Below are 14,041 nucleotides of genomic sequence, written 5' to 3'. Positions count from 1 at the left end.
ATAAAGCAATAATGTCTCAAGATTTCAAACAAGCAGCACTGGATTACCACGAGTTTCCTCGTCCGGGTAAAATCAGTGTTGAACTGACGACTCCTGCTGAGACCTCAAAAGACCTCTCACTGGCTTACTCTCCTGGTGTCGCAGAGCCCGTTCGTGCAATCGCAAAAGATCCGGATGCCGCGTACCGTTACACAGCCAAGGGCAACCTGGTTGCGGTCATTTCCAACGGTAGCGCGATCCTCGGTCTGGGTGACCTGGGTCCGCTGGCTTCCAAGCCGGTAATGGAAGGTAAGGCGCTGCTGTTCAAGCGTTTTGCCGGTATCGACTCCATCGATATCGAAGTTGATGCAGAAAGCCCGCAGGCGTTTATCGATACGGTCGCCCGTATCGCTGACACCTTCGGCGGTATCAACCTGGAAGATATCAAGGCACCCGAGTGCTTCGAGATCGAGCGCGCTCTGATCGAGCGTTGCGAAATCCCGGTATTCCACGATGACCAGCACGGTACTGCGATCGTTACCGCCGCAGGCATGATCAACGCTCTTGAACTGGCCGGTAAGAAGCTGGAAGAAGCGCAGATCGTATGTCTGGGTGCCGGTGCTGCTGCCAGCGCCTGCATGAAGCTGCTGATCAACATGGGTGCGAAGGTGGAAAACATCTTCATGCTCGACCGTAAGGGTGTGATCCACTCCGGTCGCGATGATCTGACCCCGGAAAAGGCGGCTTTCGCCACCGAAACCGAGAAGCGTACCCTGGAAGACGCGATCGACGGCGCCGACGTATTTGTCGGTCTGTCTGGTCCGAACCTGCTGTCTCCGGAAAATCTGCTGAAAATGGCCGAGAGCCCGGTTGTCTTTGCCTGCGCTAACCCGGATCCGGAAATCCTGCCGGACCTGGCCCGTGAAACACGCTCCGACGTGATCATGGCGACTGGCCGTTCTGACTTCCCGAACCAGGTTAACAACGTGCTGGGCTTCCCGTTCATCTTCCGTGGCGCGCTGGACGTACGTGCAACCGCGATCAACGAAGAGATGAAGGCTGCAGCGGTTATCGCTCTGGCTGAACTGGCCAAGCAGCCGGTGACCCAGGAAGTTCTGGATGCCTACGGTCTGGATTCCCTGGAGTTCGGTCGTGAATACATCCTGCCGAAAGCTACCGATTCCCGTCTGCTGAACGCCATCGCCAGCGCGGTTGCCAATGCTGCGGTGGATACCGGTGTGGCACGTCTGCCGCTGCCGGAAAAATACAAAGGCTGATCATACGGCTGATATGAAAAGCGGGCTTTTTAGCCCGCTTTTTTTGTGCATTTTTGTTTGGGGCGAGGCCAGAGGACTAGCCGTTCCTCTCCCGGTCGACGCAGCTCGAGGTGATGCATAGCTTGGTCAGTGCGGCATAGGCGGCGCGCATCCGCTGCAGGTAGGCTTCAGGGTCTTCAAAGCCGGAAAGGCCTTCTCCAATAACCACGTCTACGTTGAACGGTACCAGTCTGGCCGTGCCGCGTGGCAGGGCGCGGCCAAGTCCGCGCATGACCACCGGGTAGACCGGGCAGTTACTGCGCTCCTGTACCAGGCGATAGACGCCTTTCTTGATTCGCCCCATGACTTCCGGCCTGCCTCTGCTGCCTTCCGGGAAAATAATCAGAATCTCGTCTTCATCCAACGCCTTGTGGCACTGCGTCAGGAGCTCTGCGCTATTGTGCCGGTCGACGTTGCGATCCAGGGGGATAATGTTCAGTACATGGGTAGAGAACCAGGCGATATAGCGGTTGCTGAGAAAATAGTCGGCCGCCGCCACGGGTCTTCCGCGGTGCAGATCTCTCAGTGGAAACAGCGCTAGCAGTACCATCACATCGAGATGACTGTTGTGATTGGCGGCAATAATCGCAGGCCCCCTGGTGGGCAGTGACTGGCGGTTAACGGTATTCAGTCCCAGCCAGATGAAGACCAGTGGACGCAGGATTAGCAGTACAAAGCCGACTTTCAAGAGGCGATCAAGCATTGCCTGCCCAGCCGTAAAGGTAATGCAGGTAGTGGAAAAACAGGGGCGCCGTGAATATCAGGCTGTCCATGCGATCTAGGATGCCGCCGTGCCCAGGGATCAAGCGCCCGGTGTCTTTGATCTGCAGGTCGCGTTTGATCGCGGAGATTACCAGGTCGCCGGTGAAGCCGGCGATGGAAATGATCAGCCCGGCCACAGCGCTTTCCCAGAGGCTCAAAACTGTTAGATAGGGGCCTGCTGCCGCTGCCAGCAGAGTGATGATGCTGACGCCGCCTAAAAAACCGGCCCAGGTTTTGTTGGGGCTTACTTTGGGAACAATTTTACGGCTACCCAGGGTTTTGCCAACGACATACTGACAGACATCGTTGAACTGGGTCATCACCAGTAAAAATAGCAGGGCTCCGACACCGCCCGCTTGTGTATTGGTGGTTGGCATCAGGTAGAGCGCCGCCAGGTGGCTGACGCAGAATACGGTCAGCATGACGCCCCAGTGGATAATACCAGCGGAATAGATGAAGCCTCGGGTATCGCCGATGATGATCATCACCATCGGAATGAACAAAAAGACATAGACAGGTATGAAGATGATGAACATGCCGTACCAGTCCATTCCGAGCCAGAAATACTGCACGGGGATAGCCAGGTAAGCCCAGAATATGGCGCGTCGGTCCACCAGCCGCATCGGCACGATGGAGAAAAATTCTTTCAGCGCCATAAAGCTCAGAAAGGCGATAAAAACGAGTGTGAAGGGCTCTGGTAGCAGTAAAACCAGGAAAAACAGCCCGATCATCCACCACCAGGAGAGGGTCCGTAGTTTGAGCTCGGTGTAATCGCGGTCAGGACGTTTAAGAGCCAGCGCCCTGCAGCTGATCGATGCAACGATCAGTGTGCTGATTACCGTGCCCATCAATGCGGCGGCGTGAGGGGGGAGTCCCAGAATCATAATGCTGCCCCACTGTTCGGGGACAGAAGCTGCTGAGTGTGCGGGGTTATGCGGGCTTTTTGGTCCTGTTGCATTCTATCTCCCTATATTCTGCGTCTGCCTGATTCCTTGGCGGTTGGGCGCTTTGCGGCGCGTTGCTGTTGCAATCTATAACAGCCCGGGCGTGCAGACAATTGATCGTCCGGCGTGTTTCGCCCTGAATGCCGGTGCAGGCTGATCTGTCGCAAAAAGGTCAGGCAAATATTGGTATGTCCGCCAAGGGGAGGGATGAAAAGAGGGGCGTTAAAAGACTGGGTCAGCAGTGGGTGAGGGAAGCGGCCAGAGTGGGCTGGAGCTGTTAAAAGAGATTGCTGGCGCGCCACCCTGACTGGTGCGTCAGGGTGGCGGTGCCGTTTTAGCCACCAAATCCGAATATCTGCTCGGTGGTGGGAGGCGCCATCTGCTCCTCCGGACTGCGCGCCCGCTCCTGCGGGAGCTGGTCTCTGCGGAAGTATTCACGAATGGCGTCTGACTGGTTGGGGTAGGCCAGCTTTCCCGTTGATGGGTCGATCAGCGCGCTGATGATCCCTTCTGGCGCATCGGGCGCGCTTTCCGGCGTGCCTTCAAGGGCGTCACGCATGAAGTCGATCCAGATTGGCAGGGCAGCGGTGCTGCCGTATTCGCGGCGCCCCAGTGTTGTCGGCTGGTCATAGCCGACCCAGGCAGTGGTCACTACCTCCTGGTTGAAACCACTGAACCAGGAGTCTTTCTGGTCATTGGTGGTGCCGGTCTTGCCGGCGATATCGCCACGATTCAGTTCCAGGGCTCGTCGGCCTGTACCACGCTTGATAACATCCTGCATGACGTTATAGATCAGGAAGGCGCCATCCTTGGAGATGATGCGCGGTGCGGCGTGTGAGGTTTCAGGGTCTGCATCGGTCATCTCGCAGACCGGGCAGGCCAGGCTAGGCTCGGCTTCGAACACCGGCTCACCGGTGGCGGTTTCGATCCTGGCGATCAGGTAGGGAGCAACCTTGTATCCACCGTTGGCAAAGGAGGCGTAGCCGGTGACGATTTGCAGCGGCGTGACATCGGCACTGCCCAGTGCCAGTGAAAGGTTGGCCGGGAAGCGATCAGGCTCAAAACCAAACTGGAGCATGAAGTCGCGGGCCTTTTCGATGCCCAGTGCGCGCATCAGGCGGATCGATACCAGGTTGCGGGAACGATAAAGCGCCTCGCGCAGCCGTGTGGGGCCGCCGAATTTACCGTTATCGTTTTCCGGGCGCCAGTTGCCTTCCAGGCTGACATCATGGAACACCACCGGCGCATCATTGATGATCGATGCCGGAGTAAAGCCACTCTCAAGCGCGGCGGTGTAGAGGAAGGGCTTGATGTTGGATCCCGGCTGGCGATAAGCCTGGGTAACGCGGTTGAACTTGTTCAGTGTAAAACTGAAGCCGCCGCTCAGGGCGCGGATGGCGCCATCTTTGGGGTTCAGAGAGACAAGCGCGCCCTGAACCTTGGGAACCTGTCGCAGCATCCAATTGCCTTCCTCATCCTGAATGACGCGGACAAGGTCGCCACGACTGAGTACGTCGGCGGCTTTGTTGGGTGCTGCACCGGTGTAGTTGACGGTTTTGAACGGTCTGGCCCAACTGATGCCATCCCAGGTCAGTTCAACCTCACCCTCTTCGGCTGTGATCACTTTAGCGCTTTTGTCACCTACCTCAGTCACTATAGCCGGGATCAGGCCACCGAAAGCGGGCATCTCTTCAAGCTGGTCGAGCAGCTCTTCGCTGCTCAGTGTGTCGAGATCCAGCTGTTGTTCCGGTCCGCGATAACCGTGGCGCTCAGTGTAGGCGAGAAGCCCGGTTCGCAGCGCGCGGTCGGCACTTTCCTGCAGGCGGCTGTCGAGAGTGGTGTAAACCTTGAGCCCATCGGTATAGAGGTCATCGCCATACTGCTCATAGAGTTCGGCGCGGACCATCTCGGCAATGTAGGGGGCGGAAAGTTCGATGTCGCTGCCGTGGTAGCGTGCGGTGACCGGCTGCGCCGTGGCATCGTCGTAGCGGGCCTGATCGATATAGCCCAACTCCAGCATGCGGCCGAGAATCCAGTTGCGGCGCTGAATAGCGTTTTCCGGATTGGAGATCGGGTTGTTGGCCGAGGGGGCTTTAGGCAGGCCGGCGATCATTGCCAGCTGTGCCAGGCTCAAGTCCTCGATTGACTGGCCGTAATATACGGTAGAGGCAGCCTGGATGCCGTAAGCGCGCTGGCCGAGGTAGATCTTGTTGACGTAGAGCTCAAGAATCTCTTCCTTGCTTAGCGCCTGCTCGATGCGCAGGGCCAGAAAGATCTCCATGAACTTACGGCTAAAGGTTCGCTCGCGGGTCAGGAAGAAGTTTTTCGCCACCTGCATGGTGATGGTGGAGCCGCCACTCTGGATATGTCCACTGCTGGCGAGCTGGTAGGCGGCGCGTGTCAGACCCTTGATGTCGATGCCGAAATGGTCGAAGAAACGGGAGTCCTCTGCGGCCTGGAGCGCATGTACGAAGTCCTCGGGTATTTGCTCGTAAGTTATTGGTGTGCGGCGCTTTTCACCAAACTCTGCGATCAGCTTGCTGTCTGCGGAATAAACTCTCAGAGGGGTCTGGAATTTGACCTCCCGAAGGGTTTCTACATCAGGTAGCTGCGGGGAAAAGTAGTAATAGATGCTTGCCGCGGCGATGAGACCGGCTACTATGCCAGTAACAGCAAGGATGCTCAGCCATTTGAACACTTTGTAAAAAATTCGCATGCTACCCCTGATGCGTTAAGGAAAATTTGAGCCTGAGCATTATATCGACACCTAAAGCTTGGCCTCTAGTGAACAACAGTTTAAATTCTTCATTATTGAGACTAAAGTGACACTCATAGTGACACTTGGACTGTTACTCAGAGATATAAGGAAAATGTCGTGGTCAGCTTGTTCGGTAATAAAAATGCTGGCTGGGTGGGCGTAGACATAGGTTCTTCATCCGTCAAGCTGGTGTCGCTCTCGCAGCAGGGCCGTGACTACCAGGTCGACTCCTATGCGATAGTCTCCCTGCCTCCCACCGCCGTCGTTGATGGCAGTGTGGAAAACCAAGCCGATGTCTCAGAGGCGATTGAGCGTGGCATCAAGATCTGTGGTTCCAAACTCAAACACGCCGTTGTCGCCGTTCCCTCCTCCGCTGTTATCACCAAGCGTCTTGAAATCAGCAATGTCTTTGCCGAAATGGAGCTTGAAGAGCAGGTGAAGATCGAGGCGGACCAGTTTATCCCTTACGCGCTCGATGAGGTCGCTCTGGACTTTGAGGTGATCGGTCCTGTTGCGAATCATGCATCACTTAACGAAGTGTTGCTGGTAGCCTGCCGCCGCGAAGACGTTTCGAACCGCGAAGATGCCGTCAACGCCGCTCAGCTTCAGTGCGAAGTGGTCGACGTAGATACCTTCGCTGTTGAGCGTCTGCTGCCATTTCTCAGCGCCGCTGAGCCCGGTGATCTGGTCGGGCTTGTCGATATCGGCGCTGCCACACTGACGCTTAACGTCTTTCGCGATGGCAAAATCGTCTACAACCGCGAACAGGCGTTCGGCGGCAACGAGCTTAGCAATGCTATTCACCAACAGTACGGCCTCGAAGTTTCAGATGTTGAGCAGAAACTGCGAACCGGTGGACTTGATGAAGAGATTGTCGAAATGCTGGTCATGCCTTTCAGACAGTCAGTGGTTCAGCAAGTTTCTCGCGCTCTGCAGTTTTTTTATTCGTCAGGCGCCCAGAGTCAACTGTCGGAACTCTATGTGGCTGGCGGAACCGCTGGCATAGATGGTCTGGCTGAGCTGATGGAAGAGGAGATCGGCGTGCCATCCAAGTTGTTGAATCCCTTCGTGAACATTCGAGTAGGCCCGCGCCTGAATCAGGACCGTCTGGTCAAGGATGCGCCCATGCTGGCCAAGGCCTGTGGTCTGGCCCTGAGAAGTTTTGACAGGTAGGGAAATAAACTATGGCGCGTATTAACCTCAGACCCTGGCGAGAGGAACGCAACGCCCTGCTGCAGAAGCGGTTTTTGGGCAATCTTGTGGCGGCGGCCGTGCTGGGAGCGCTGGCCGTGTTCGCTGTCAGCTATTACTACGACATGCAGATGGATCGTCAGCAGGCCCGGAACAATTACCTGCGCGGCGAAATATCCAAGCTGGACAAGAAAATCGAGGAGATCAGTGAGCTGCGTCGCAAGCGTGAGCGTCTGCTGGAGCGTCTTAACGCCATCCAGGAGCTCCAGGGGAACCGTCCCGTTATTGTGCGTAACTTCGATGAGCTGGTCCGTGTATTACCCGATGATCTCTATTACAGCTCACTGACCCGAACCGGGGATCGAATCAATATCAACGGTCTGGCGAACGACAATGACGATGTCTCCAGCCTGATGCGCAGTCTGGAAGGCTCTATCTGGTTTGGTGAACCCAGCCTGTCTAGAGTCCAGGCGTCCAACCAGATGCGTGAATTCAACCTGTCGGTGCCACTGGCTAAACCCAAGGCAGAGGAGGCTGGCAAGTGAGTATGAATCTTGATGGGCTGAAGAATGCCTTCCGTGGGTTCGACCCCAACGATATGGATATCAACTCCGCCGGCACCTGGCCGGTGGGGGTTAAGGCGGTGGTTTATCTGCTGCTTTTCTCGGCGATTGTTGGTGCCGGTATCTATTTTATTGTGGTAGATAAGCACAAAGCCGTCGAGCTCGAGGTCCGTAACGAAATCGACCTCAAACAGGAGTTTGAGTCCAAGGCGTTTCAGGTGGCTAATCTCCCGGCGCTGCGCAAGCAGATGGCTGATGTGGAAGGACGCTTCGCTGAACTGCTACGCCAGCTTCCGACCGACAAGGAGGTACCTGGCCTTCTTGAGGATATTACCGCCATCGGCCGTAATGCAGGGCTCAGTATCGACAGTATTGCGCTGCAGGCAGAGCGGAAATCCCAGTTCTATGTCGAATTGCCGATCAGTATTCAGGTGCGGGGCACCTATCACCAGATGGGCGAGTTCGTCAGTGGCGTTGCCGCGATCAAGCGTATCGTAACGCTGCATGATTATTCGATTCGACCGAGCGGCGGCAATGAGCTGTCAATGTCTATCAGTGCCAAGACCTATCGCTATGATGATACGAACTGAAGCAGCAAGCGCACCTGGAGTGCGGCGCCGGACATGGGCGGCTCTTGCCCTGGCGACAGTAGTGACCTCGGGCTGTTTGTGGGTTGAGGATACAACGGACCTTCGACAGTTCGTTACCACCACGATGGCCAAACCGGGCGGGAAAATAGAGCCGCTGCCCGAGTTTAAGCCTTACGAGAGTTTCGTCTATGAAGGCTCCAGCCTTCGTGACCCTTTCCAGGCATTGATACCTGCGTCTGAGGCGGATGAGATTGCCGCACCGGATTCGGGGATCAAGCCGGATCAGGATCGTCCCAAGGATTACCTCGAGAACTTCGCGATCGACCAGCTGGATATGGTCGGTACGATTACTCCGCTCGATAAATCTGGACTCTACGCCTTGGTCAAGGATAGAGAAGGCGAGATTCATCGTGTCACGCTGGGAGATCACATGGGGCTGGACTACGGCGAAGTCGTCGAAATCAACGATGAAAGTGTGAAGCTGATCGAGATCGTATCGAACGGGCGGGGTGGCTGGATGAACCGGCCGAGAAACCTGGCGATGCCTGAGCAGGAATAACGAAGGATGCTGACTGTGAAAAGAATTAACGCTATCTATAAAAGTCGGTTGCTTTCTGGAGCTGGCACTTGGCTCAAGGCGGTTGTCTTCGGGGCGCTCGCACTGTCATTTTCCATTCAGGCTTCCGCGCAAGATGCTCAGTTGACCGATTCATCATTTGTAGCCCTGCCCGGCGGCAAGCTTGAGGTACGTCTGGATTTCGATATGCCGCCGCCGGCTCCCAAGGCTTATCTGATCGATAGCCCGCCCCGTCTGGTGCTGGACCTTTGGGGAGTGAGTAATGAGCTGGGCTCGCGTCAGCTTGATATCGAAACCGGGCAGGTAGATAGCCTGAACTTCGCCCAGGCCGAGGGGCGGCTGCGAATCGTCGCTAACCTGAATGAGCCGGTGGACTATCGTACCTACAGCGAAAATAACAGCCTCTTTGTACAGTTCTCCGGATCATCCGGTGCTGATGTGGTTGCTGCCAAGCAGCCGATCAAAAGCAGCACTCAATCCGTATCCAGAGCGACTGTTCAGGATGGTCGCACCCGCGTTGAGGGGATCGACTTCGAGCGGATCGAAGCTGGCGGTGGTCGTGTTGTCGTTACCATGAGTGATGACGAAGCGGGCCTCGATATTATCGAAGAGGGTAATAACGTAGTCGTTAATCTGGTTGGTGCAGGCCTTTCTCCGAACCTGGAGCAGCGCGTTGATGTGCAGGATTTTGCAACGCCGGTCATGTTTATCGATTCCATGGTGAATGGTGAAAATACTTCACTGTTGATCAAGCCGTCCGCTGAGCCCTATGACTACATGGCTTACCAGACCGGTAACCAGTTATATGTGGATTTTAAGCCCATCACTGCAGCTGAAAAGGAAAATGCGCGTGATGCTTTCCCGTACGATGGCGAAAAAATCGATCTGAACTTCCAGGATGTATCTGTCCGTTCCATTCTGCAGATTATTGCTGAAGTGGCGGAGATGAACCTGGTAATCAGCGATCAGGTGGATAGCAGTGCCGGCAACATTACGCTGCGCTTGAAAAATGTCCCTTGGGATCAGGCGCTGGATATCATCCTGAAAACCAAAGGCTTGGATAAGCGTGAAGTGGGTAATGTGCTGATGATCGGTACAGCCCAAGAGATCTCACAGCGTGAGCAGCAGGAGCTTGAAAGTCAGAAGCAAGTCGAAGAGCTGGCGCCGCTGGTCACCGAGTTTATCCAGATCGACTTCCGTCGCGCATCGGACCTGAAGGGTCATATCGAAGCAGCGAAGCTTATCTCCGAGCGAGGCTTTATCCTCGCGGATGATCAGACCAACGTTCTGATGATTCGTGAGACAGCAGCTCAGATCGAGGATATTCGTCGCACTCTGGGTCGATTCGATGTTGAAGTGGCTCAAATTCTGATCGAAGCGCGTATCGTTGAAGCGTCCGAGTCGGACTCGCGTGAACTTGGTATCCGCTGGGGCTTTGGGTCCGCAGGCAGTATCAATGGTAACAACTTCAACGTAGGTGGCGTTCAGGACGACCTGCTGGGCTTGGGAACAGCTACTGACGTTGGTGATATCGCTGGGCTGGCGGTGGATTACGGCGCGAGTACTACAAGTGCGCTCTCAATCGGTTTTGCCAGCAGCAGCGTGCTCCTCGCCGCTGAGCTTTCTGCCATGGAGAGCGATGGCCGAGTAAACATTGTGTCCCAGCCTAAGGTTATTACGACTAACGGCAACCCTGCGCGTATCTCATCCGGTCAGAAAGTGCCTTACCAGACCAATGATGATGGTACCGTTGATACCGAGTTCGAAGAGGTTGAGCTGAGTCTGGATGTAACGCCGCAGATTAATCCGGGTGACCGCATCAGTCTCGACATCGATATCAACAAGGACTCCGTCGCAGGGGCTGCACCAAACGGTGAGTTGATCATCGATACCAACTCTCTGCAGACCTCAATCAGTGTGCCCGATGGCGATACGGTGGTACTCGGTGGTATCTTTATCACCTCAGATACTAATGACGAGTATAAAACACCTGTGCTGGGCGATATCCCCGTGTTGGGTAATCTGTTCAAGCAGCGTGTCACGTCAAGTGATAAACAAGAACTGCTGATATTCATCACACCCAAGCTGGTACGTGAGTCTCTGACAGTCAGGTAGTACTAAGGTAACACTGTCGTTGAACGTTTTTCTTATTGGCCCTATGGGCTCTGGAAAGAGCACCATAGGGCGTTTGCTTTCTGGTGAGTTGAACCAGGAGTATGTTGACTCCGACCGGGAGATCGAAGCGCGGGCCGGTGCCGATATCCCCTGGATTTTCGATGTTGAGGGTGAGCCAGGTTTCCGTAACCGGGAGCAGGCAGTGATCGAGCTGCTGACTCAGCGCGAGAATATCATCCTCGCTACCGGTGGCGGGGCCGTGCTGAGGCCTGAAAATAGAGCCAACCTTCAGGCGAACGGCTTCGTTGTGTATTTGAAAACCTCGGTGGACCAGCAACTGGAGCGTACTGCGCGCGATAAAAATCGTCCTCTGCTGCAGGATGATGATCCCCGTGGTGTGCTGACAAAACTGATGGCAGAACGCGATCCGCTCTACAGTGCCTGCTGTGATCTGGTGGTGAAAACGGACAAGCGCCATCCGCGCAGTGTCGTTGCTGAAATTGTCAGGCAGTTAAATAAGCAGCGCGCCCTCTCCAACCCAGTCTGAATGCAAATCTCAAGAGTGCTTTTCCATGCAAATGTTGACCGTCGATCTCGGTGATCGCAGTTATCCGATCTACATCGGTGCAAACCTTATTGAGCAGCCCCTGCTGGAAAAGCACCTCAAGGGGCGTCAGGTGATGATCGTCAGTAATGAGACGGTTGCGCCTCTGTATCTGGAAAAGCTCAAGTCACAATTCGAGGTGGCTAGTGTTGATACTGTGATCCTGCCTGACGGCGAAAGCTTCAAGGATCTTGATCATCTCAACCTGATTTTTGATGCCCTGCTGGAAAAACGCCATAACCGCACCACAACACTGGTGGCCTTGGGCGGAGGGGTTGTCGGTGATATGACCGGGTTCGCAGCAGCCTGCTACCAACGTGGTGTTACCTTTATTCAGGTACCGACGACACTGTTGTCCCAGGTTGATTCCTCGGTCGGTGGTAAGACCGGCGTAAATCACCCGCTGGGCAAGAATATGATTGGCGCCTTTCATCAGCCGGCGGCAGTTATTGCCGATACTGCTGCGTTGTCGACGCTGCCTGAACGTGAGCTTTCGGCGGGCCTCGCCGAAGTGATCAAATATGGACTTATCTATGACGCCGCGTTTTTCGACTGGCTTGAGGAGAATATGGCGTTGCTGATGCAGCGTGATCCCGCTGCATTGACCGAGGCAATCCGCCGTTCCTGCGAGATCAAGGCTGAAGTCGTGGCACAGGATGAGCGAGAGTCTGGCATCAGGGCTCTACTGAACCTGGGGCATACCTTCGGCCACGCCATCGAAACCTCCCAGGGTTACGGTGTTTGGCTGCATGGTGAAGCGGTGGGCACGGGTATGCTGATGGCGGCAGATCTCTCTACTCGCATGGGTTGGTTGAGCAACGCTGATCTGGCACGTATCCGTAATCTGTTGCTCGCAGCCCGCCTGCCGGTGGAGGCGCCTGCTTCGATGACCCCGTCAGAGTTCATCGAACTGATGTCGGTGGACAAAAAAGTGCTGGATGGCCGTCTGCGGCTGGTGTTGATACCTTCAATCGGGGATGCGGTTGTCACCGATGAGATCGATCCTGCGCTGTTGAACCAAACACTGACCGCGGAATCCAACCTCGGATTGATCTAGAGCAGAAGGAGTCGCTCTCCTCCATGGACACCGATATGCGTTACTTCGAGCCGGCCTCCCGAGTACAACTGGCGTCCAAACTGCGCCATCTGTTGCGTTTCTCTGACCTGATGATGTTGATCATTGGGGAAGATGGCAGTGGCCGCAGCACTGTACTGAAGCAACTCGAGACGCAGGGTGGCGACACTCCGGTGCGTGAGGGCGTTATCCAATGCGACTCCGCTGTGGATGTAACGCGTCTGCTTAAACTCCTGACCGACGCATATGGCATAGATTGTCCTGAGGATGTGGATAACCGTCAGCGCCTGAAACAGCTGCATCTGCTGGGACGCAGCTTGCACGAAGCGGGTGTGCCGCTGGTGCTGTTGATCGACGATGCCGATTACCTGACCAACAATGCCCTGGAACTACTGACTAATTTCGCCCTGCTCGAAGATGCGGCTCCCAGAGTCGTACTCACAGGCTCTCCAGAGTTTGAACAGCGTTTTCTCGCCAACGAACTGGATCAACTGCTTGATGGCCGTCTGCATGTGCAGTTGCTCGGTGCTTTTGACGACGAGGAAGCTCAGGAGTTTGTCGAATCCCTGCTCCCCTCTGGCGGAAGTCTGCCGAAGCGGCGTTTGCAGGCATTGATCGAGCAGAGCGAGGCTTATCCCGGTCGCTTATACCGACTGGTTCAGAACGACATGCATGACGGAAAGGTGCAGCGTCCGGTCAAGCGCGCTTTTCCGCTCCCTCCCGTGCATATGGCCGCTATCGCTGCGGTGCTGGTGGTTATTTTTGCCGGAGCACTCTGGCTGTTTATACCCTCGGGTTCTGACGATGAAGCAGAGCAGCAGGAAGTCGCGCGTGTTGAGTTACCGCTGGATATTCCCGTCGCCAGTCCCGATGAAGAACCCGAAGTTATCGAGGTTCGCTCCGAGCTGAGCGATCGTCTCGCCGAGCAGGAGGCGCGTCTCGAAGAGCCGGCCACGAGCGAGCAGGAAACCGCGGCAACTGATGATGAGGTAGCCGCTACAGAGCCGGTGGAGCAGGAAAATAACTCTGCAGACGAAGCCGGATCCAGTGAAATCGACAGGTCCCAGTCCTCGGCTCCGGTGGTGACAGAAGCTCCAGCCCCTCCTGAGCCGAAGCAAACCGAGTCTACAAAAGCTGAGGCTAAAGAGACTCAGCCCCAGCAACAGCAAGCAGCGCAGCCTAAGGCTGAGACAGCATCGCCCAGGCCGAAAGAGTCTGCGCCATCGGCTGCTGCGGAGGAGGTCAGTGGCAGCGACGATCTGTTGCGTACCGATGAGCTTCTGCGTTGGCCGGATGATGGCTATACTCTGCAATTACTGGGTGCGCGTTCTGTGGATAGCATCGAACGTTTTATCGGTGCGCAGGGTCAGCCAGAAAGATTCTATTATTTCAGGACAATGTATAAAGGTGCGCCCTGGCACGTCGTGGTTTACGGCCAGTTTGCCACCCGTGAGTCCGCCATGGCGGCAGTACAGACATTACCTGAGGATTTGCGCAAACTGAGGCCCTGGGCGCGTTCGATCGCCGGGGTTAAATCAGATATACGCAAATAACATTTCTGGAAGAG

Annotated in this window: 12 protein-coding genes; 9 read left to right on the top strand and 3 right to left on the bottom strand. The window is 55.6% G+C overall.

Going from position 1 to position 14,041, the window contains the following annotated elements; translation table 11 throughout:
• Positions 1 to 11: 11 nt before the first annotated feature.
• Positions 12 to 1,256, top strand: coding sequence for a malic enzyme-like NAD(P)-binding protein (locus C4S72_RS20720; RefSeq protein WP_104005090.1), 1,245 nt, complete (start codon positions 12 to 14; stop codon positions 1,254 to 1,256).
• A 76-nt stretch (positions 1,257 to 1,332) separates the two neighbouring features.
• Here C4S72_RS20720 and C4S72_RS20715 read toward each other — a convergent pair whose 3' ends face one another.
• The 3 genes from C4S72_RS20715 to C4S72_RS20705 all read right to left on the bottom strand — a co-directional run bounded on the left by C4S72_RS20715 (position 1,333) and on the right by C4S72_RS20705 (position 5,717).
• Entirely contained in the window at positions 1,333 to 1,998 is a 666-nt protein-coding gene (locus C4S72_RS20715; protein WP_104005089.1) for a lysophospholipid acyltransferase family protein, read from the bottom strand.
• On the bottom strand, positions 1,991 to 2,941 hold the full coding sequence (locus tag C4S72_RS20710; RefSeq protein ID WP_235009219.1) for a phosphatidate cytidylyltransferase: 951 nt from the start codon (positions 2,939 to 2,941) through the stop codon (positions 1,991 to 1,993). The genes C4S72_RS20715 and C4S72_RS20710 overlap by 8 nt, the downstream gene beginning before the upstream one ends.
• Before the next feature lie 394 nt (positions 2,942 to 3,335).
• On the bottom strand, positions 3,336 to 5,717 hold the full coding sequence (locus C4S72_RS20705) for a penicillin-binding protein 1A (RefSeq protein WP_104005087.1): 2,382 nt from the start codon (positions 5,715 to 5,717) through the stop codon (positions 3,336 to 3,338).
• A gap of 159 nt (positions 5,718 to 5,876) precedes the next feature.
• Between C4S72_RS20705 and pilM the strand changes: the two genes are divergently transcribed.
• From pilM to C4S72_RS20665, 8 genes are all read left to right on the top strand, one after another.
• A complete protein-coding gene (gene pilM, locus C4S72_RS20700; RefSeq protein ID WP_104005086.1) occupies positions 5,877 to 6,932 on the top strand; it encodes a type IV pilus assembly protein PilM in 1,056 nt (351 codons plus the stop codon).
• Between the two features lie 11 nt (positions 6,933 to 6,943).
• Positions 6,944 to 7,495, top strand: a complete 552-nt coding sequence (locus C4S72_RS20695; RefSeq protein WP_104005085.1) for a PilN domain-containing protein — start codon at positions 6,944 to 6,946, stop codon at positions 7,493 to 7,495.
• A 2-nt stretch (positions 7,496 to 7,497) separates the two neighbouring features.
• Complete coding sequence (locus C4S72_RS20690; protein WP_104005084.1) at positions 7,498 to 8,103, top strand: type IV pilus inner membrane component PilO; 606 nt, start codon at positions 7,498 to 7,500, stop codon at positions 8,101 to 8,103.
• Entirely contained in the window at positions 8,087 to 8,662 is a 576-nt protein-coding gene (locus C4S72_RS20685) for a pilus assembly protein PilP (protein ID WP_235009218.1), read from the top strand. Before C4S72_RS20690 ends, C4S72_RS20685 begins: the two co-directional genes overlap by 17 nt.
• Before the next feature lie 141 nt (positions 8,663 to 8,803).
• On the top strand, positions 8,804 to 10,795 hold the full coding sequence (gene pilQ, locus C4S72_RS20680; protein ID WP_235009217.1) for a type IV pilus secretin PilQ: 1,992 nt from the start codon (positions 8,804 to 8,806) through the stop codon (positions 10,793 to 10,795).
• A 19-nt stretch (positions 10,796 to 10,814) separates the two neighbouring features.
• Positions 10,815 to 11,342 (top strand): shikimate kinase AroK, encoded by a 528-nt coding sequence (gene aroK / locus C4S72_RS20675; RefSeq protein WP_327332982.1) that lies wholly within the window; start codon positions 10,815 to 10,817, stop codon positions 11,340 to 11,342.
• Positions 11,343 to 11,367: 25 nt separating this feature from the next.
• Positions 11,368 to 12,456 (top strand): 3-dehydroquinate synthase, encoded by a 1,089-nt coding sequence (gene aroB / locus C4S72_RS20670; RefSeq protein ID WP_104005081.1) that lies wholly within the window; start codon positions 11,368 to 11,370, stop codon positions 12,454 to 12,456.
• 23 nt (positions 12,457 to 12,479) lie between these two features.
• Entirely contained in the window at positions 12,480 to 14,027 is a 1,548-nt protein-coding gene (locus C4S72_RS20665; RefSeq protein WP_104005080.1) for an AAA family ATPase, read from the top strand.
• Positions 14,028 to 14,041: the final 14 nt, after the last annotated feature.

The sequence above is a fragment of the Marinobacterium lutimaris genome, from assembly GCF_900108065.1.
Classification (GTDB): domain Bacteria; phylum Pseudomonadota; class Gammaproteobacteria; order Pseudomonadales; family Balneatricaceae; genus Marinobacterium_D; species Marinobacterium_D lutimaris.
Note: the sequence above shows the minus strand (reverse complement) of the source record. Positions and strands in the feature narration are given on the sequence as shown.